We start from the raw sequence: 19,592 nt of genomic DNA, 5'->3' as shown, positions 1-19,592 counted from the left end.
CGTCCGCCGGCCGTCCGCCGCCACCCACCGCAGCAGCCCCGGACCGCACGGTTCCGGCCGGATGACACCACCCCGGCCGAAACCGTTCGGCCGGGGCCTTCCCGCGTAGAGGGAATATAGGTCCGCCCCCAAGGATCGGCGTGTTGCATCCGCCGACTTGGGCGGATGGGGCTGCTGGCATACCCCCCTCAAACGCATGGGAAGGACTGGTCGCGCATGCGGACCCAGACGAACAGCCTCCGTGGGCAGAGCAGCACCGGATCCCCCGGGTTCGCGCTGCGCCTGGACGGGGTCGTGAAGGAGTACGGAAAGAGCGGGCGCGGCGTGCGCGCGCTGGACGGAGTCTCGGTCGGCATCGAGCGCGGCTCCTTCACGGCCGTCATGGGACCCTCCGGTTCCGGCAAGTCGACCTTCCTGCACTGCGCCGCCGGCCTGGACAAGCCGTCCAGCGGCAAGGCCTACATCGGCGACACCGAACTCGGCGGGATGAACGAGACCCAGCTGACGAAGCTGCGCCGCCAGCGCATCGGCTTCGTCTTCCAGGCCTTCAACCTCATCCCGGCGCTGTCGGTCCGCCAGAACGTCGAGCTGCCCCTGCGCCTGGCCGGCGAACGCCTCGACCCGGCGTGGCTGGAGGAAATCCTGACCCGCGTCGGCCTGGGCGGCCGGGCCACCCACCGGCCCGCCGAACTCTCCGGCGGCCAGCAGCAGCGCGTGGCCATCGCCCGCGCCCTGATCACCCGCCCCGACGTCATCTTCGGTGACGAGCCGACCGGCGCCCTCGACACGGTGACCGCCAAGGAGATCCTCTCCCTGCTGCGCTCCTGCGTCGACGAGACCGGCCAGACCGTCGTCATGGTCACCCACGACCCGGTCGCCGCCTCCTACGCCGACACCGTCCTCTTCCTCGCCGACGGCCGCATCGCCGACCAGATGCACGCCCCCACCGCCGACCGCGTCGCCGACCGCATGACACACCTGGGAGCGTGGGCCTGATGCTGCGCTACGCCCTGCAGACCCTGCGCGCCCGCAAGGGCGGCTTCATCGGGGCCTTCCTCGCCCTCTTCTGCGCGGCCGCGCTCGTCACGGCCTGCGGCATCCTCCTGGAGACGGGCCTGAGAGGGGAGATCGGCACCGAGCGCTACGCCGGCGCCCCGGTCATCGTCGGCGGTGACCAGAACGTCCACCAGGTCACCGTCAAGAAGAAGGGCGACAAGACCAAGACCAAGGAGAAGGAGAAGCCGCTCGGCGAACGGGTCTGGCTGCCCGCCGACACCGCGACCGCCCTCGGCTCGCTGCCCGGCGTCCGGGCCGCGCTGCCCGAGGTCACCTTCCCCGCGTACGCGGTCGGCCCCAAGGGGCAGGTCGTCCCGGGCGTCGACGGCAAGCCCTCCTACGGACACGCCTGGACCTCCGCGGCCCTGACCCCGTTCACCCTGTCGGAGGGCGCCGCCCCGGCCGGCGCCGACGAGGTCGTCGTCGACCGCGAACTGGCCCGCCGGGCCGGCATTAAGCCCGGCACCGAGCTGACCGTCCAGGCCACCGGCTCGCCGCGCACGTACCGCGTGAGCGGCATCGCGGCGCCCGCCGGAGGCGACCTGGAACAGCAGACCTCGCTGTTCTTCTCGGACGCCGAGGCCGAGCGGCTGTCGGGCCGCGCCGGACAGGTCGCGGTGGTCGGTGTGCTGGCCAAGCCCGGCGTGTCCACCGCGGACCTCGCCGCGCAGGTCGAGAAGGCGCTCGACGGCACCACCGCCCAGGTGGTCACCGGCGGCGAGCGCGGCCCGGTCGAGTTCCTCGACGCGGCCAAGGCGCGGATCAAGCTGGTCTCCATGGGCGGTGCCATCGGCGGCACCTCGCTGCTCGTCGCGATCCTCGTGGTCGTCGGCACCTTCGCCCTGTCCATCCAGCAGCGCTACCGCGAACTGGCCCTGCTGCGCGCCATCGCGGCGACGCCCAAGCAGGTCCGCCAGCTCATCGGCCGCGAGGCGCTGATCGTCGGCGCCCTCGCCGGAGTGCTCGGCTCGGTCACCGGCCTGCCCATCGCCTACTGGCTGCACGGCAAGTTCGTCGGCTTCAAGGCGATCCCCGACACCCTCGAAGTCACCTTCAGCGTCTTCCCGTTCTTCGCGGCGATCGGCGCGGCCCTGCTGGGCGCCTGGGCGGCCGCGAGGATCTCGGCCCGCCGCACCGCCCGCATCCGCCCCGCCGAGGCCCTGTCCGAGGCGGCCATGGAGCAGCGGAACTACGCCTGGGGCCGGCTCGGCGCCGGCGCCGCGTTCCTGGCGGGCGGCGTCGTCCTGCTGGCGGTGCTGTCGGCGCTGCGCAGCGAGCCCGCCTCCACACCGGTGACCTTCCTGTCGGTCGTCGTCCTCGCGGTGGCGGTGTCGCTGCTCGGGCCGCTGATCGCCCGGATCGCGGTCGCGGTCCTCGGGATCCCGCTCAGGGCCTCCCGGGTCGGCGGCTACCTGGCCACCGCCAACGCCCGCGCCAACACCAAGCGGCTGTCCGCGGCGGTCACCCCGCTGGCGCTGCTGATCGGCATGGCCTGCACGGTGTTCTTCGTGCAGACCACCATGGGCGCGGCGGCCACCGCCCAGGCCAAGGCCGGCAACAAGGCCGACTGGGTCGTCGGATCCGCCGGTCCCGGGGTGCCCGCGCAGGCCGCGGACAGCCTCCGCCGGGTCCCCGGCGTGTCGGCGGTGACCGAGGTCGTACGCACCTCCGTGCGCGTCGGCCTGGAGAAGTACCCGGCGCAGGGCGTGTCCACCGAGGGCCTGACCCGCACCTGGGACCCGGGCGTCAGCGCCGGCAGCCTGGACGGGTTCGGCGCTCAGTCGGTCGCCCTCAGCGACGTCGCGGCCGACAACCTGGGCAAGAAGCCCGGCGACAAGCTGAAGCTGACCCTCGGCGACGGCACCGAGACCGAGCTGACCGTCGCGGCCGTCTACGACCGCGGACTGGGCTTCGGCGACCTGACGATGTCCCACGAACTGGTCGTCAAGCACGTCGACAACCCGCTGGCCTCCTCACTGCTGGTCAAGACCGGCGGCGCGGGCGAGCCCGGCAGGGCCGAGCTGCAGAAGGCCGTCGGGGGCCTGCCCGGCGTCGGCGTCCTCGACCGCGACCAGGTCGAGGACCTGCAGGCGGAGGTCCAGCAGTCCAACGCCGAGGTGAACTACGTCGCGATGGGCCTGATCATCGCCTTCACCGCGATCGCCGTCGTCAACACCCTGGCCATGTCGGTCTCCGACCGGATCCGCGAGTTCGCCCTGCTCCAGCTCGTCGGCACCACGCGCCGGCAGGTGATGGGCATGCTCCGGATCGAGTCCGCCCTGGTCGTCCTCATCTCCGCCGTGCTCGGCACGGGCATCGCCTTCGCGGTGCTCACCGCCTTCAGCGTCGGGATGACGGGCTCCGCGTCCCCGTCCATCGACCCCTGGATGTACCTCGGGGTGCTGGGCTTCGCCGCGGTGCTCACCGTCCTGGCCACGCTGGTCCCGGGCCGCCTCGCCCTGGCGGGCCGCCCCGCGGACGTCATCGGCTCGCGCCAGTAACGGCACCACGGCCGGAGGGCCGGCCCCCGCCAGGGGGCCGGCCCTCCGGCCGTCGGTGCGTGCGGTGGCGGCCTCAGTTGAGCACCGCCCCGCCGCCCCTGCGGTCCACCCGGCTGCGCCGGTGGTCGAGGTGCGCGTAGACCCGGTGCAGCCAGCGGTCCTGGCCGTCGTAACGAGGGGTGAAGGAGGTCCTGCCGTGCACGGCGAGCCGGTTGTCCACCACCGCGAGGTCGCCGACCCGCAGCGCGAGGGCCGACATCGTCCGCATGAGCGCCTCGCGCAGCTCGCCCATGGCGGCCGCGGCCTCGTCGTCCAGCGGATGCGTCGCGGCGAAGTCCACCAGGACGTTCGGGTCCTCGGGGTCCCCGACCAGGATGGGATGCGCCGGAGTGACGGAATTCAGGTCGCCGAAGGACGGCGGCGGCTCGGTGAGGAACCGGGGCGACGCCAGTACGGCGGCTGTGTGCCCGGAAAGCAGCGGAAGCGCCCGCCGGATCGAGGACGTGCACAGTTTCGCATCGCCCGTCGAGTCCTCGCGCACGCACAGCAGCCCCACGTAGTCGGGCTTGTTGTCATGGAAGGCGTTCTCGACGTGGAGTTCCAGCAGAACCGATCCCGCATTGCTCTGGGAATTCTCGCTCCCCGGCACCGGCACGACGTTCTGCACCAGGGCCCCGGTCTTCTCGCTGTGATAGGCGATGACCTCTCCGAGCTGCAGCATGGCCGCCGTCACCAGGGCCGACGCGACGGCCGGCACCCGCTCCACCGAACCGGGCACGCTCGGCGTCTCCGGCAGCGGGTCGTTCGCCACCACCGGCACGTTGCGCAGCAGCAGCACCGCGTCCGGGCCCGCGTCGTGACGGAAGCGGCGCAGCTCGGAGAGGATCCGGCGGGGCAGCATTGCCGAGGCGTCCCGGACGGCGTCGAGCCAGGCGGGTTCGTCGATCAGCGCCGGGCCGGACTCCAGCAACCCGGTCGCCAGGGCGGTCAGTTCGTCGCGCTCGGCTTCCGTGAGGGTCACGGCGTCCGGCGTCGTACCGGTCGCGGAAAGGGTAAGGGTGTGCTCTCGCGTCCTTGGCATGAAGAATTCCTCGGGGTAGATGAGCCTTGACCCGAGTCAGTTTCCGGACGCCCCCTATCGCATTCCTATGGAAAACGCTCCCGGACGGCCGGCGGACATAGGTATAGGCGGGACGTAGTCGCCCGCCGAATGCTTGTGGAGCGGCTTTGCCCGGCACACCGGCCGGCCCGCCGCGGTCCACGCACCGTCCGACGGGGGAGAAGAGAGGAGGATTTCATGGCATTAAGGGAAGAGGACTCCGCCCACGCCGCGGCGATGGCCGCGGCCGGCGCCCTCGGCGCCCAGGGGGAGGCCCACGTCTGGTGGTGGCGTCCGCCGGAGGACACCGATCCGGCCGATCTGCCGCTGCTGGACACCGAGGAGTTCCGGCGGGCGCTGTCCCTCCCCGCGGAACGCGACGCCGCGGCCTTCGTCCGCTCCCGCGCCGCCGCCCGCCGGGCACTCGGGGCACTGTTCGGCCTCGAACCCCGGGACATCGCCCTCGGCCGGGACGACTGTCCCGGCTGCGGCGACGGCAGCCACGGTCCGCCCCGGCTCGTCGTCCCGCCGGTGCCGCTCGCCCTCAGCATGAGCCGGACGAACGGCTGCGGGGTCTTCGTGCTCGGCGCCGGCGCCGCGATCGGCATCGACGCCGAGGCGCTGCGCCCCGTCCGCGGACCGGCGATCACCGATCCGGACCTGACCCCCGCCGAGCGGGCCCACCTGGCCGCCCTGCCGCCGGGCCCCGGGCGGGACGCGGCCTTCCACCGCATCTGGACCCGGAAGGAGGCCGTGGTCAAGGCCACCGGCCTCGGCCTGTCCGGCGTCGAGCTGGGCCTGCTCGAAACGCATCCCGCCCGCTCCGGCCCGGTCCGGGTCACCCACACCCACCGCGGCCGGACCACCGCCTGGACCGTCGAGGACCTCGAGGTCCTCGAGGGCGTCGCGGTGGCACTGGCCCGGCCGGCGGGACCCGCCGCGCACGGCCCGGTCCACCACCACACCGACCGCCCGTACACCCCCTGAACCCGCCCCGCCGCCCGTCCCCGCCCGACCGTCCCGGTACCGCCTCAGCGAAAGGCCCGTAGCGCCATGACCATCGAGTCCTTCTTCCCCGTGGAAGAGCTGATCGCCGCCCGCCCCCTCCCCGGCCGGCCGGCCTCCCAGGCCGCTCCCGGCGCCGCGCGCTTCGACGCGTCCGGACAGCTGCCGGGCCTGACCCCCGAGGACCTGGACGCGTACTTCGCGCGGATCGCGGAGGCCGTCGAACAGGACGACCCGGGCCCGGCCGCGCGCGGCGGCTGGGAGGAGCGGGAGCGGCTGCGCTTCTCCACCTGGGTCCGCCGGGCCTATGAACACCCGCTGTCCCCGGTCGTGTTCGCGCTCCCCGTCACCGGGGTCATCCGGGAGGCCCAGCGGGGCCAGGCGGCCGAGCTGGCGTTCCGCATCGACGTGGGCCGGGCCCGGGCGAAGGCCGCGAAGCCGTCCGCCGAGGTGCGGGCCACGGCCGCCGTCGCGTCCGCCTGGGCCATCGTGGCCGACGCCTTCGCCCAGGCCCCGCGTCCACCGCGCGAGCGGGTCGTCGGCGACGTGTGGACCATCGTCCGGGAGACCATCGAACCGGCCCTGCGGCCGGCCGGCAGCTTCCAGCCGCGCTCCCACAGCTCCTGGTGAGCGCCCGGCGGGCGCCCGGACCGCACGCTCACCGCACCGCGGAGGGGAAGGCGTCCCGCGTCGTCAGCGAGGCCGCCAGCAGCCGCACCAGGTCGTTGCACCGGTACAGCGGCCTGCCCTGGGCGTCCAGCCCGGACAGCTCCATCAGGGCGCGGTCCACCAGGGCGTCCAGGGCCGACTCCGCCTCCTCCTCCGCCGAGCCCAGCACCAGTGCCGCGTACTGGGCGGAGAAGGGCTCCCCGTCCCAGTCGGCGAGTCCGGTCAGCGTGGCCAGCTCGGCGCCGCCCACCCGGCGCACGCAGTGCACCAGTGCCTCGCGCACGCTCACGTCCCCGTACGCCAGCTCGCCCAGCCGGCCGTCCGGATCGGCGAGCCGGGCCGCCAGCCGGGCCACCGGCCAGTGCGGCCGCGAGGCGAGCCGGGCCCCGGTCACGGAGAGGGCCAGCGGCAACCCGGCGCAGTACGCCACCAGGTCGTCGGCCGCGTCCGGGTCCGCCTCGAGCCGGTCCCGGCCGACCAGCGAGGCCAGCAGTTCCAGCGCCTCCTCGTCGTCGACCGGGGCCAGCGCGACGGTGTCCGCGCCCGCCACCCGGGCCAGCCGGGCCTGACTGGTGATCAGCACCGCCGCCTCGGGGCCGCCCGGCAGCAGCGGGGCCACCTGCCGGTCGCCGACCGCGCCGTCCAGCACCAGCAGCAGCCGGGCGCCCGAGGTCCGGGTCCGGTACAGCCGCACCAGCTCCTCCAGGTCCTGCGCGGCGCCGGCCGGCGGCGGCTCCCCGAGGGCGCGCAGCAGCCGCACCAGGACCTCGGCGGGCTCCTTCGGGACGCCGTCCGGGTGGCAGAGCTCCACGTACAGCTGCCCGTCGGGGAACCGTGCGGCGCAGTCCTGGGCCGCACGCACCGCGAGCGCGGTCTTGCCCACCCCGGCCATGCCGGTGATCAGCAGCCGGCGCGGACGCCCGTCCTCCCGGGTGAGCCGCTCGCGCAGCGCGGCCCGTTCGGTCCGGCGGCCGGTGAACTCCCCGTAGGGGGCCGGCAGCGTCGACGGCGCGGCCCGCCCTGCGGGCGCGGCGGCCGGAGCGCCGTCACCGGCGGCAGCGGCGGGGGCCGCCGAGGCCAGGCCCAGGCCGCCGCCGAGCACCGCCTGGTAGGTGGAGCCCAGGGCCTCGCCCGGGTCCACGCCCAGCTGGTCGGCGAGGACCGCGCGCCCCTCGTAGTAGGTGTGCAGGGCGTCGGCCTGCCGCCCGCAGCGGTACAGGGCCGTCATCAGCTGGGCGCGCAGCCGTTCCCGTACGGGGTGCTCGGCGACCAGCCCGGTCAGCTCGGCGGTCACCTGCTCGTGCCGGCCGACGGCCAGGTCGGCCTCGATCCGGCTCTCCAGCGCGATCATCCGCGCCTCTTCCAGCGGGGGCAGCTCCGTCTCGATCATCTGCTCCGTCGCGTTGGCCAGCGCGGTGCCCCGCCACAGGTCCAGCGCGTCGCGCAGCAGTGACCCGGCCTCCTCGAACCGCCGCTCGGCGAGGGCCTCGCGGCCCAGCCGGTCGAGCCGGGTGAATTCGGTCAGGTCGATCCACGCGCCGGGCGCCCGCAGGACGTAGCCGGGCTGGCGCCGGACGATCTCGATCTCCTCGCCGAGGTGCTTGCGCAGCCTCGACATGTACGTGTAGATCTGCGCGCTCGCCGTCGCCGGCGGGTCCCAGCCCCACAGGAGCGCGCTGAGCCGGGCATCGGAGACCACGCGCCCCTCGGACAGCAGCAGCGCGGCGAGCACCGTGTGCACCTTCGAACCGGAGAGCGGGATCGTAGCGCCGCCTCCCCGTTTGGCCTCGATCGGCCCGAGCAGCCGGAAGTCCATGCGGCACCCCCTTCTGGTGTGAGCGTCCGTTCTGGATTCCAGAAGCTATGCGGGGGCCTTATTGGCGGGTTATCGCTCGTCGCGCGCCTCCGGGGGAGGGGCGATATCCGCAGGTGGGGGGCGGGCGCCGCCGGCTCAGACGGGCAGGCCGGTGGGACCCTTGACGCGCTTCATGATGATCTGGGAGTTGACCTCGGTGACCCCGGAGAGCGCCGTCAGCCGCTCGATCCACAGCCGTTCGTACGCGCGCAGGTCCGCGACCGCGATGCGCAGCAGGCAGCCCGGACTGCCGAACAGGCGGTACGCCTCGACCACGTCGGGGATGTCCTGGAGCGCCGCCTCGAAGGCCTCCACGGCGTCCCGGTCCCGGCGGACCTCCACCGACACCAGCACCTCGAAACCCCGGCCCACCGCCTCGGGGTCGATCACCGCGCGGTACCCCTGGATCACCCCGTCCTGCTCCAGCTGGCGCACCCGGCGCATACAGGGCGAGGGGGTCAGGCCGACGCGCTGGGCCAGCTCCTGGTTGCTGAGCCGGCCGTCGCGCTGGAGCTCGCGCAAGATTTCACGATCAATGGCGTCCATGGCGCAATTATCACTCGCATTTTGTTGCAGAAGGGCCGGAACAAGCAATCGCATTGCGCGTAGATCTCACTATCATTGCCCTCTTCAGAAAATCTGTACGGACTCCGGCCGGGGGTCGGTCCACACGTGAGGGAAGGGTGGCCATGGGGCGCATCGTCGTCATCAGCACCGGCGGGACGATAGCCAGCCGGTGGAAGGGCTCCGGCTTCGCCGCGGAAGCGGACGGCCGCGAGGTCATGGCCACCGCACCGCTGCCCGAGGGCGTCACCGTCGACGTCGTCGACCTGTTCAGCGTGAACAGCCCCCGCCTCACCACCGCCCACCAGCTCACCCTGCTGCGCACCGTCCACGAGGTCCTCGCCGACCCGGGCGTGGACGGCGTCGTCGTCACCCACGGCACCGACACCCTCGAGGAGTCGGCCTTCCTCGTCGACCTGCACCACCACGACGCGCGCAGCGTCGTCTTCACCGGCTCGCAGCTCCCCATGGGCTCCGCCGACGGCGACGGCCCCGGCAACCTCTACGACGCCCTCCTGACCGCCGCTACCACACGCGGGCTGGGCGTCCTGATCACCTTCGCCGGCCGGGTGCACGCCGCCCGCGGCACCGTGAAGACCCAGGCCGTGGCCCTGGACGCCTTCGCCGACCCCTCCAAGGAACTCCTCGGCAAGATCGGCTTCGGCAAGGTCGCCGTGCTGCGCCGGCCCGAGCGCCCGGCCGCCCTCGCACTGCCCGCCATGCCGGAGGTGCCGCCGCGCGTGGACATGGTGATGCACCACGCCGACGGCGACCCGCTGCTGCTGAACGCCGCCGTCGAGGCGGGCGCCCAGGGCATCGTCCTCATCGGCACCGGCGCGGGCAACGCCACCCCCGAGATCGTCGAAGCCGTACGGGCCGCCGTGGCCCGGGGCGTCCTCGTCGCCCTGACCACGCGGGTCGCGGCCGGGCCCGTCACCGAGATCTACACGCACGGCGGCGCCGTCGACCTCGTCGCCGCCGGCGCCGTCCCGACCGGCACCCTGCGCGCCGGCCAGGCCCGCATCGCGGTCCTCGCCGCGCTCCTGTCCGCCACCGACCCGGCCGCGCGGACGCGCACCCTGCGCGCCGCCCTCGGCACGCCGGACCCGGTGCTCGTCGACGCGTAGCGTTCCGTCGCCGCACCGCCCCCGGGCCCCATAGGATCTCCGCAACGGACACGACGTCGCGGGGGGACGCGGACATGGAGCCCGGGAACATCGGCATCCGGCTGGCCTCGGCCGTCATCGGCCCGCTCGTCAAGAAGCTCTTCGTCACCGAAGGCCCCGGGGCGGGCCTCGTCGACAAGCCGGTCCGGATCTCCGGATACGTCTCCTTCACCGGCGAGAAGCGCTCCCTGACGGAGTCCGATGTGCGGGCCTTGGCGGGGAAACTGGTCCGCCAGGCCCTGCGTACGGGCGAACGCCCCGTCGCCGCCGACGAGGAGCACGCGGTGGCCGACGCGCTGGCCGCCACCCTGCACGCCCTCGGCGACCTCACGCTCAGCGACGTGGACGCGGTCCGCCTGGGGGCCGCCGACTTCGCCCGGGAACTGCGCCGCGCCGCCGGCCGCCCCGAACGGGAACTGAGCGCGGACGGCACGTACTTCTACGAACGCCTCCTCGAAGCCGCCTGCCTGCACATCCTGCACTTCTTCACCCAGCGCTCCACCTTCGTCGCCCACGCCCTGGTGACGCAGACCCGGGGCATCGCGGAGCTGACCGCCAAGGTGGACGAACTGATCCGCCGCGACCCGCTGCCCGGGGCGCGGGACGCGGCGTTCGAGGAGGAGTACCTGCCCTACGTGGCGCGCCGGCACGCGAAGCTCACCATCTACGGCATCGACCTCGGCAACTCCCCGGCGCGCTGGCCCCTGGACGCGGCGTACCTGAGCCTGGAGGTGACGGCGCGGCTGGGGCTGCGGACGGTTCCGGCGGGCGACCTGGACCCGGATACCGAAGACGACGCGCCTTCCGGCGTGTTCGCCATCGACGGCCCCGTCGACTCGGCCCGGGCCGAGTGGATCATCCGAGCGCTCGCCGAGGGCCCGCAGCGCGCGGACGAGGCCCTCGCCCGCAGTCCCAGGGTCCTGCTGCGCGGCGAGGCCGGCTCCGGCAAGACCACCCTGGTGCAGTGGCTGGCCGTGTCCGCCGCCCGACAGGACCTGCCGCCGCAGATGGCGTACCTGGAGGACCGGGTCCCCTTCGTGCTGCCCCTGCGCACGCTGACCCGCCACGGCGAACGGCTCCCCGAGCCCCGCGACTTCCTCACCGCCGCCGGCTGCCCGCTCGGCGGGAGCCAGCCCGACGGCTGGGCGCACCGCGTGCTCGCCGCGGGCCGCGGCCTCGTGCTCATCGACGGCATCGACGAGGTCCCCGACCGCGAGCGCGGCCGCACCCGTACCTGGCTGCGCGACCTCATGGACCTGTACGACGGCGACAACCGCTGGCTCGTCACCTCCCGCCCCTCCGCCGTCGGCATGGACTGGCTCGCCGAGGAGGGTTTCACCGAGCTGACGCTCTCCGCGATGGGGCCCGCCGAGACCACCACCTTCATCAGGCGCTGGCACGCGGCCGCCCGCCAGGGCACGGACCAGGACGAGGAACTGGCGGCGTACGAGGCCCAGCTCCTCGCAGCCGTCCGCCTCAAGCCCGACCTCGGCCGGCTCGCCACCAACCCCCTGATGTGCGGCCTGGTCTGCGCCCTCCACCGCGACCGCCGCGGCTACCTCCCGCACGGCCGCAAGGACCTCTACGAGGCCGCGCTCTCCATGCTGCTGAGCCGCCGCGACCGCGAGCGCGACATGCGGGTCCCGGACCTCCGCGAGGAACCGCAGCTCGACCTGCTCCAGCGGCTCGCGTACTGGCTGATCAAGAACGGCCGCACGGAGATGGACCGTTCACGGGCCGAGGACATCATCGCCCGCGCCCTCCCCGCCGTCCCGGAGGCGGCGGCCCTGGGGGAGGCGCCCGCCGTCTTCGAACACTTCCTCCAGCGCAGCGGCCTGCTCCGCGAACCCGCCCCCGGCACGGTCGACTTCGTCCACCGCACCTTCCAGGACTTCCTCGGAGCCGGCGCCGCCGTCGAGGAGGGGGACTTCGGGCTGCTCACCGAGCACGCGGACGACGACCAGTGGGAGGACGTCATCCGCATGGCCGTCTCCCTCGCCCGGCCCGGGGAACGCGTAGCGATCTTCAGGGACCTGCTGGCCCTGGGCGACCGCTCCGCCGACCGGCGCACCCGGGCCCGCGTGTACCTGCTGGCGGCGGCCTGCCTCGAACACGCGACCCACCTCGCCCCGGAGGTCCGCGCGGAGGTACAGGCCCGCACCACCACTCTCGTCCCGCCGACGAGCGAGGAGGAGGCCCGCGCCCTGGCCGAGGTCGGACCGCTGCTCCTGGACCTCCTCCCGGGTCCGGCGGAACTCGACGCCACGGACGCGTACTACGTGGTGATCGCGGCGTCCCACGTGACCTCGCCGGCCGCGGTCCCCTTCCTGGCGCGGTACGCCCGGCACCCCTTCACCCCGGTGCGTTCCCAGCTGGTCTGGGCCTGGTCGCGCTACGACTGCCGCGACTACGCCGACGAGGTCGTCGCCCGCCTGGACCCCGCCGGTCTCCTGTACACCGTCCGGTCCGACGAACAGCTGGAGCAACTGGAGCGCCTCGGACTCCGCCCGGAGCGCCTGGACGTCCGCAGCCGCGTGTCCGCGGGAGCCCTGGCGCGATTCCTCGGCCGGTACCGGCCCGCTCACCTCGTGCTGCAAGGCGCCGAGGTCCGCGACGTGGGCTTCCTGCGGGCGGACACCGCTCCGGGTTCGCTTTCCCTCGTCGCCTGCCCGCAGCTCACGGACCTTTCCGCGCTCGCCGGGATGCCGGTCACCCACCTCGAAGTCGCCAGCCCCCGGCCCGACGTCGACATGAGCGCGGTCTCGGAGCTGCGGGAGCTGGACACCCTGACCATCGAAGGCCCCGAGGGCATGAGCTGGTCCCCGGGGGACCTGCCCAAGGGCGCCCCGCTGCGGGTGCTCCACGTGTCGGGCAAGGTGGGTCCCGTGCGCGGGCTCACCGGACTCGGGACGTTCTCGGGGCTGCGGGAGCTGCTGCTCAACGCCGCCTCCAGCCCGGTCTCGGCGGCCGACTGGCACGAGATCCTGGCCCTGCCCCTCGGACACCTCACCGTGTCCACCGCGGCGGTCGACACCCTCCCGGCGGACGCGGTCCTGCCGCACGTCACCGGCCTGGTCCTCCTCGGAGGCGGTCCGGGGTCCCTCCGGACCGCCCTCCGTCGGATGGCGACCGTCTTCCCCCGGCTGGAGGAGTGCAGGCTCCTGGGCGACTTCTCCGGGGAAGGAACCGTCGACATCGGACCGCTGGCGGACCTGGCCACGCTCAAGCAACTGCACGTCACCGTGGAACGCGACCGCTTCCGCGGTGCCGAACTGCTGCCCGGCGTGGCCCTGAGCTGGGGACGTCTGTCCCACGGGTGACCCGCGGGGTCCGGCCCCCGGCCCCGCGGGCCCGGTCAGCCCGCGAACGCCCCCAGGATCCGGTCCGCCGCCGACGTCGCCGTGACGGAGCCCTCCCGGACGGCCGCCTCCAGGGCGGGAGCCAGCTCCCGCACGGCGGGATCGGCCCGCAGCCGCTCCAGCAGGGCCTCGCGGACCATCGACCAGGTCCACTCCACCTGCTGCGCCGCCCGCTTCGCCGCCAGCCGGCCGCCCGTCTCCAGGACCGTCCGGTGCTGCTCCAGGCGGTTCCACACCTCGTCCAGACCCGCCGACTCCCGCGCGCTGCACGTCAGCACCGGCGGGGTCCACGCGGCGTCCGCCGGGTGCATCAGGCGCAGCGCGCCCGACAGCTCCCGGGCGGCGGCCTTCGCGTCGCGCTCGTGCGGGCCGTCCGCCTTGTTCACCGCGAGGACGTCGGCCAGCTCCAGGACGCCCTTCTTGATGCCCTGCAACTGGTCGCCCGTACGGGCCAGGGACAGCAGCAGGAAGGAGTCCACCATCCCGGCCACCGTGGTCTCCGACTGGCCGACGCCGACCGTCTCCACGAGGACCACGTCGTAGCCCGCCGCCTCCATGACGATCATCGACTCGCGCGTGGCCCTGGCCACCCCGCCCAGCGTCCCCGCCGACGGCGAGGGCCGCACGAACGCGGCCGGGTCCACGGCCAGCCGCTCCATCCGGGTCTTGTCCCCCAGGATGGAGCCGCCCGTACGGGTCGAGGACGGGTCGACCGCGAGGACGGCCACCCGGTGCCCGAGGCCCGTCAGCATCGAGCCGAACGCGTCGATGAAGGTGGACTTGCCCACCCCCGGCACCCCGCTGATGCCGATCCGGCGCGCCTTGCCCGCGTGCGGCAGCAGCTCCGTCAGCAGCCGCTGCGCCAGGGCGCGGTGGTCCGCCCGGGTGGACTCGACCAGGGTGATCGCGCGCGCGACGTGCGCGCGCCTCCCGTCGAGCACGCCCTTCACGTACACGTCGATGTCGATCTTCGGGGGCATACCCGGCGCCGCCTACAGCCCGTGGCCCAGATCCGCGGCCAGCCGCGTCACCAGGTCGTGGGCCGCGTCCGGGATGACCGTCCCCGGCGGGAAGACCGCCGTCGCGCCCATCTCCAGCAGCGTCGGGACGTCGGCGGGCGGGATCACCCCGCCGACCACGATCATGATGTCCTCGCGCCCCTCCTCCGCCAGCTGCTCGCGCAGCGCCGGTACGAGGGTCAGGTGGCCGGCCGCCAGCGACGAGACGCCCACCACGTGGACGTCCGCCTCGACGGCCTGGCGGGCCACCTCCGCGGGGGTCTGGAACAGCGGGCCGACGTCCACGTCGAAGCCCAGGTCGGCGAAGGCCGTCGCGATCACCTTCTGGCCGCGGTCGTGTCCGTCCTGGCCCATCTTCGCGACCAGGATGCGCGGACGGCGGCCCTCCGCCTCCTCGAACCGGTCGACGAGCGCACGGGTGCGCTCCACGGACGGGGACTCGCCTGCTTCGGTGCGGTACACACCCGAGATCGTACGGATCTGGCTCGCGTGCCGCCCGTACACCTTCTCGAGCGCGTCCGAGATCTCACCGACGGTCGCCTTGGCCCGCGCCGCGTCCACCGCCAGGGCGAGCAGGTTGCCCTCCAGGCCCTGGCCGGCGCCGCGCTCGGCGGCGTTCGTCAGCGCGCGCAGGGCGTCCTGCGTACGCGCCTCGTCGCGCTCCTCGCGCAGCCGCCGCAGCTTGGCGATCTGCTGCGCGCGCACCGAGGAGTTGTCGACGACGAGGACGTCGATCTGCTCGTCGTTCTCCACCCGGTACTTGTTCACGCCGATCACCGGCTGGCGGCCGGAGTCGATCCGCGCCTGCGTACGGGCGGCGGCCTCCTCCACGCGCAGCTTCGGAATGCCCGCGTCGATGGCCTGCGCCATCCCGCCGGCCGCCTCCACCTCCTGGATGTGCTGCCAGGCCCGGCGCGCCAGGTCGTACGTCAGCTTCTCCACGTACGCGCTGCCGCCCCACGGGTCGATCGACCGGCAGGTCCCCGACTCCTGCTGGAGCAGCAGCTGGGTGTTGCGGGCGATGCGCGCCGAGAAGTCCGTCGGCAGCGCCAGGGCCTCGTCGAGGGCGTTGGTGTGCAGCGACTGGGTGTGCCCCTGGGTCGCCGCCATGGCCTCGATGCACGTACGCGTCACGTTGTTGAAGACGTCCTGCGCGGTCAGCGACCAGCCGGAGGTCTGCGAATGCGTGCGCAGCGACAGCGACTTGGGGTTCTTCGGGTCGAACTGCCGGACCAGCTTCGCCCACAGCAGGCGGGCGGCGCGCAGCTTCGCGACCTCCATGAAGAAGTTCATGCCGATCGCCCAGAAGAAGGACAGGCGCGGCGCGAACGCGTCGACGTCCAGACCGGCGCCCTGGCCCGCGCGCAGGTACTCCACCCCGTCCGCCAGGGTGTACGCCAGCTCCAGGTCGGCCGTGGCCCCCGCCTCCTGGATGTGGTACCCGGAGATCGAGATGGAGTTGTAGCGGGGCATCTTCTGCGAGGTGAAGGAGAAGATGTCCGAGATGATCCGCATCGAGGGCTTCGGCGGATAGATGTAGGTGTTGCGGACCATGAACTCCTTGAGGATGTCGTTCTGGATGGTCCCGGCGAGCTTGTCGGGGGAGACCCCCTGCTCCTCCGCCGCCACGATGTAGAGCGCGAGGACCGGCAGCACCGCGCCGTTCATCGTCATGGACACCGACATCTTGTCCAGCGGGATGCCGTCGAAGAGCTGCCGCATGTCGTAGATCGAGTCGATCGCCACGCCCGCCATGCCGACGTCGCCCGTCACGCGCGGGTGGTCGCTGTCGTAACCCCGGTGCGTCGGCAGGTCGAAGGCCACCGACAGGCCCTTCTGCCCGGACGCCAGGTTGCGCCGGTAGAAGGCGTTGGACTCCTCGGCCGTGGAGAAACCGGCGTACTGCCGGATCGTCCAGGGCTGGTTCACGTACATCGTCGGGTACGGGCCGCGCAGGTACGGGGCCATGCCCGGGTACGTGCCCAGGAAGTCCAGGCCCTCCAGGTCGCGCCCGGTGTACAGCGGCTGCACGCCGATGCCCTCCGGGGTCTCCCACAGCAGGTCGCCGGCGGCGGCCCCGGTGGACTCCTTCACCGCCGCCCGCCACTGGTCCTCCGAGGCACCGTGCGGGGCCGCGCCGAGCGCGAGCTCGGAGAAATCGGGGATGCTGCTCACTGCGCGACTCCCATCCGGTCGAGTACGGAGGACAGCACGGCGACCGCGTCGCAGCCGGCGAAGACGTACTCGTCCACGGCGCCGGCCGAGGTGCCGGGCCTGCCCGCGAGGAACACGGTCGTCGCGCCGGCCCCGCGCAGGGCGGCGGCCACCGCCCCGGCCTGCTCCTCGTACAGCGCGTCGCTGGAGCACAGCACCGCCACACCGTCCGCGCCGCTCGCCGCGTACGCCTCGGCGGCGCTTCCCGCGTCCACGGACACCGGGTCGTGCACCGGCTCGACGCCGCCCGCCTGGAAGAGGTTCGAGGCGAACGTGGCGCGCGCGGTGTGCGCGGACGCCGGACCCAGCGCGGCGAGGAAGATCCGCGGCCGGCTGCCGGTGGCCTCCAGGTGCGCGTCGCTGCGGGCGCGCAGCGCCTCGTACGCCTCGTCGCGCCGCACCCGGGGCAGGCCGCCGGACGGTGCCGCCGGCAGGGGCTCGCGCACCAGGGGCTTCTCCGACAGCAGCGGGAACTCGCTGACGCCGGTGACCGGCTCGCGGCGGGTGGCCAGCTTCCTGGAACGGGCCGCCCAGGTGGCCGCGAGGCGCTCGGCGACCAGCCCGGAACGCAGCGCGGCGGCCTGACCGCCCGCCCGCTCGACGGTCTGGAAGAACTCCCAGGCCGCGTGGGCGAGTTCCTCGGTGAGCTGCTCCACGTAGTACGAGCCGCCCGCCGGGTCGATCACCCGGGCCAGGTGCGACTCCTCCAGCAGGACGGTCGAGGTGTTGCGGGCGATGCGGCGCGCGAAGGCGTCCGGCAGACCCAGCTCGCTGTCGAAGGGGAGCACGGTGACGGAGTCCGCGCCGCCCACTCCGGCCGCCATGCAGGCGACGGTGGTCCGCAGCATGTTCACCCACGGGTCGCGGCGGGTCATCATCACCGGCGAGGTGACGGCGTGCTGCCGCTGGGCGCCCGCTCCGGGCGTGCCGCAGGCCTCGGCGATCCGGGCCCACAGCCGCCGGGCCGCACGCAGCTTGGCGATCGTCAGGAACTGGTCGGCGGTCGCCGCGTAGCGGAACTCCAGCTGCCCGAAGGCGGCTTCGGAGCTCAGCCCGGCCTCCGTCAGGGCGCGGAGGTACGCCACGCCGGTGGCCAGGGACAGCCCCAGCTCCTCGGCGGCCGAGCCGCCCGCCTCGTGGTAGGGCAGGGCGTCGATGGTCAGCGCGCGCACGCCCGGCCAGGAAGCCGCCGCCTCACGGGCGATCCCGGCGGCGGGGGCCGGGTCCAGGGCCTCGCCGGTGCGGGCCTCGTGGCCCAGCGGGTCGATGCCGAGCGAGGCGCGGGCGGCGTCGGGGGCGGTGCCGCGCTCCGCGAACAGGGCGAGCAACGCGCGTGCGGCGTCGGCGTATTCGGCGCCCGCGTCCAGGGCGACCGGCGCGAGGTCGAGGTAGACCCCGTCCAGGGCCCGGCCCAGGCCCTCCACCGGGATGCCGTGGCGGCCGACGGACAGCCACAGGGAGGTCGTGCCGTTCTCGAGGTCGGCGAGGGCCGCCTCGTTGACCCGTACCGGATCACTGCCCGCGATGCGCTGGCGCACGTCCCAGCCCGAGGCGCTGTTGCCCTGGGGAGTACCGCCCCGGACGAAGGGCGCGAACCCCGGAAAGCCGGTGTCGGGGCAGTCCGCGTCGGGGCGCGCCGTGTACAGCGGGCGGGTGATGAGCCCGTCCTCGAGCGTGGTGGACAGTGCTGCTTCCGCTGCCTCGCCGGTTACTTCCTTGCCCGACTTGCGCAGGACGCCCTCGACGAGGCGTTGCCACTGCTCATGTGTCGCGTCAGGAAAATCGGCGGCCAGGGAGAGCCCGTCGTCAGGCAGGACCGTCATGGCTCGAATGCTAGGGGGGCCTACTCGGCGGTACCAGAACCATCGGATGTGATCTCGCCCTCTCAGATGAGCCGGCCCTGGCCGGGCGGCGTACGGGCCGGTCCGCCGCCCTGCCGGTCAGGGGTTCCCGGCATCCGGATCGGGGTCGGCCCGGACCCGAGTGGGGTCCACCCGCGCCCCCGACCGCCCCCACCGAAGCCCGGGCCCCAGACCGGGACGGGACCACCGCCGCCCTGATGAGGGCCCACGGGGCGGGCGCCGGGCAGCATGCGCCCGCCCCGTCCTCGCGAGCGTGCGGGGCGGGCCTGGGCGGGGCGCGCCCCCCTGCCCTTGCGGGCGCGCGGGGTGGTGCGGGGCGGGAGGCTCTTTCCGGCGTCCCGGCGTCCCGGCGTCCCGGCGTCCCGGCGTCCCGGCGTCCCGGCGTCCCGGCGTCCCGGCGTCTGGGGACCGGGGGCCGGGCGGGGTGTGCTCTCCGGCCTCGCGCCGGGCGTGTGGGGCGGAGCGAGGGCGGGGCGTGCCCGCCGCCTCACCGGTGGGCTGGCGGGCCTGGACGGCGCGCGCGCCCGCCGCCCTTGCAGGCGCGCGGGGGGTGGCGCCGGGCGGGAGGCTCTCTCGGCGTCGCGACGTCTGGGGACCGGGGGGGCGGGGTGTGCTCTCCGGCCTCGTCCCGGGCGTGTGGGGCGGCCCTGGGCGGGTGCGCCGGCTGGCACCGCGGGGGTGTGGAGCGGGGTCCGGGCGGCGTCGCACCTGCCGCCATCACGGGCGTGTGGAGCGGGGTGCGCCCGCCGGCGCGCGGGGGTGCGGGGCGGTGCCGGGCGCTCTCCGGCCTCACGCCGGGCCTGCCGGGCGGGATCCGGGCGGCGTTGCGCCCGCCGCCGTCGCGGGCGTGCGGGACGGTGCGTTGCGGTTGCGCCCGTGTGTGTCGCTTGGGGCCGCCCGCCGGCTGGCCGTCCGGCGCCGCCGGGCGCTCAGCGCGAGGGGCCGGCCGTCCGCACGTTCCAGCCTCGCCGGCGTGGGGTCCGGGGCGAAGCCCCGGGGAACGGTGGAAGGGCGGGCAGGGGACAGCCCCGCGCAGCGGCAGCCACCCCGCACCCACCCACCGGCCCCGGCCCCGCAGACCCCCCACCGGACCACGGTCATGGCGGCGGCGTTGCGGCGCCATGAAATCCAGCCAGCCGTTTCCGGCCGCCCGGCGTGGAGAAACCCCAGGTCAGCGCGGCTCACCGGCCGCCCCCCGGGCCCTCCGGCGGGGATTGACCCAC

The 19,592-nt window shown here is 74.3% G+C and carries 12 protein-coding genes; 6 read left to right on the top strand and 6 right to left on the bottom strand.

What is annotated here, in order from left to right; genetic code table 11:
- Positions 1-216: 216 nt before the first annotated feature.
- A complete protein-coding gene (locus tag ACZ514_RS13610; protein WP_467894956.1) occupies positions 217-996 on the top strand; it encodes an ABC transporter ATP-binding protein in 780 nt (259 codons plus the stop codon).
- Positions 996-3,557, top strand: coding sequence for an FtsX-like permease family protein (locus tag ACZ514_RS13605; protein ID WP_469124849.1), 2,562 nt, complete (start codon positions 996-998; stop codon positions 3,555-3,557). Before ACZ514_RS13610 ends, ACZ514_RS13605 begins: the two co-directional genes overlap by 1 nt.
- Before the next feature lie 73 nt (positions 3,558-3,630).
- Here the strand turns inward: ACZ514_RS13605 and ACZ514_RS13600 are convergent, their stop codons facing one another.
- Positions 3,631-4,638 carry a TauD/TfdA family dioxygenase gene (locus ACZ514_RS13600; protein ID WP_469124757.1) on the bottom strand — a complete coding sequence of 336 codons (1,008 nt, stop codon included), beginning with the start codon at positions 4,636-4,638 and terminating at the stop codon, positions 3,631-3,633.
- Positions 4,639-4,854: 216 nt separating this feature from the next.
- Between ACZ514_RS13600 and ACZ514_RS13595 the strand changes: the two genes are divergently transcribed.
- Positions 4,855-5,643 carry a 4'-phosphopantetheinyl transferase family protein gene (locus ACZ514_RS13595; protein WP_469124756.1) on the top strand — a complete coding sequence of 263 codons (789 nt, stop codon included), beginning with the start codon at positions 4,855-4,857 and terminating at the stop codon, positions 5,641-5,643.
- A 66-nt stretch (positions 5,644-5,709) separates the two neighbouring features.
- Positions 5,710-6,291: a hypothetical protein gene (locus tag ACZ514_RS13590; protein WP_469124755.1), complete on the top strand. Its 582-nt coding sequence runs from the start codon at positions 5,710-5,712 to the stop codon at positions 6,289-6,291.
- A 28-nt stretch (positions 6,292-6,319) separates the two neighbouring features.
- On the opposite strand, the gene ACZ514_RS13585 is transcribed toward ACZ514_RS13590, so the two are convergent.
- Together ACZ514_RS13585 and ACZ514_RS13580 are read right to left on the bottom strand one after the other, a co-directional pair.
- Complete coding sequence (locus ACZ514_RS13585) at positions 6,320-8,146, bottom strand: AfsR/SARP family transcriptional regulator (RefSeq protein ID WP_469124754.1); 1,827 nt, start codon at positions 8,144-8,146, stop codon at positions 6,320-6,322.
- Positions 8,147-8,281: 135 nt separating this feature from the next.
- The gene (locus ACZ514_RS13580) at positions 8,282-8,731 is read right to left on the bottom strand and encodes an Lrp/AsnC family transcriptional regulator (protein WP_468165286.1); all 450 of its coding nucleotides are present in this window, start codon (positions 8,729-8,731) and stop codon (positions 8,282-8,284) included.
- Between the two features lie 143 nt (positions 8,732-8,874).
- On the opposite strand from ACZ514_RS13580, the gene ACZ514_RS13575 reads away from it, so the two are divergent.
- Complete coding sequence (locus ACZ514_RS13575) at positions 8,875-9,876, top strand: asparaginase (protein ID WP_468165284.1); 1,002 nt, start codon at positions 8,875-8,877, stop codon at positions 9,874-9,876.
- Between the two features lie 74 nt (positions 9,877-9,950).
- A complete protein-coding gene (locus ACZ514_RS13570; protein WP_469124753.1) occupies positions 9,951-13,235 on the top strand; it encodes an NACHT domain-containing protein in 3,285 nt (1,094 codons plus the stop codon).
- Between the two features lie 35 nt (positions 13,236-13,270).
- Here the strand turns inward: ACZ514_RS13570 and meaB are convergent, their stop codons facing one another.
- The 3 genes from meaB to mutA are packed head-to-tail and all read right to left on the bottom strand — an operon-like array spanning position 13,271 to position 18,330.
- Positions 13,271-14,254 (bottom strand): methylmalonyl Co-A mutase-associated GTPase MeaB, encoded by a 984-nt coding sequence (meaB, locus tag ACZ514_RS13565; RefSeq protein WP_469124752.1) that lies wholly within the window; start codon positions 14,252-14,254, stop codon positions 13,271-13,273.
- Positions 14,255-14,266: 12 nt separating this feature from the next.
- A complete protein-coding gene (gene scpA, locus ACZ514_RS13560; RefSeq protein WP_469124751.1) occupies positions 14,267-16,468 on the bottom strand; it encodes a methylmalonyl-CoA mutase in 2,202 nt (733 codons plus the stop codon).
- The gene (gene mutA / locus ACZ514_RS13555; RefSeq protein WP_469124750.1) at positions 16,465-18,330 is read right to left on the bottom strand and encodes a methylmalonyl-CoA mutase small subunit; all 1,866 of its coding nucleotides are present in this window, start codon (positions 18,328-18,330) and stop codon (positions 16,465-16,467) included. Before mutA ends, scpA begins: the two co-directional genes overlap by 4 nt.
- Positions 18,331-19,592 lie beyond the last annotated feature (1,262 nt).

The organism is Streptomyces sp. NPDC034086 (genome assembly GCF_055575515.1).
This window is presented reverse-complemented; position numbering and strand designations above follow the sequence as displayed.

Excerpts from the sequence above, each read along its gene's own strand:
- meaB (WP_469124752.1), bottom strand. The coding sequence starts at position 14,254 with ATGCCCCCGAAGATCGACATCGACGTGTACGTGAAGGGCGTGCTCGAC.
- ACZ514_RS13590 (WP_469124755.1), top strand. The coding sequence starts at position 5,710 with ATGACCATCGAGTCCTTCTTCCCCGTGGAAGAGCTGATCGCCGCCCGC.
- ACZ514_RS13600 (WP_469124757.1), bottom strand. The coding sequence starts at position 4,638 with ATGCCAAGGACGCGAGAGCACACCCTTACCCTTTCCGCGACCGGTACG.
- mutA (WP_469124750.1), bottom strand. The coding sequence starts at position 18,330 with ATGACGGTCCTGCCTGACGACGGGCTCTCCCTGGCCGCCGATTTTCCT.
- ACZ514_RS13585 (WP_469124754.1), bottom strand. The coding sequence starts at position 8,146 with ATGGACTTCCGGCTGCTCGGGCCGATCGAGGCCAAACGGGGAGGCGGC.
- ACZ514_RS13595 (WP_469124756.1), top strand. The coding sequence starts at position 4,855 with ATGGCATTAAGGGAAGAGGACTCCGCCCACGCCGCGGCGATGGCCGCG.
- ACZ514_RS13605 (WP_469124849.1), top strand. The coding sequence starts at position 996 with ATGCTGCGCTACGCCCTGCAGACCCTGCGCGCCCGCAAGGGCGGCTTC.
- ACZ514_RS13575 (WP_468165284.1), top strand. The coding sequence starts at position 8,875 with ATGGGGCGCATCGTCGTCATCAGCACCGGCGGGACGATAGCCAGCCGG.
- ACZ514_RS13580 (WP_468165286.1), bottom strand. The coding sequence starts at position 8,731 with ATGGACGCCATTGATCGTGAAATCTTGCGCGAGCTCCAGCGCGACGGC.
- ACZ514_RS13570 (WP_469124753.1), top strand. The coding sequence starts at position 9,951 with ATGGAGCCCGGGAACATCGGCATCCGGCTGGCCTCGGCCGTCATCGGC.
- ACZ514_RS13610 (WP_467894956.1), top strand. The coding sequence starts at position 217 with ATGCGGACCCAGACGAACAGCCTCCGTGGGCAGAGCAGCACCGGATCC.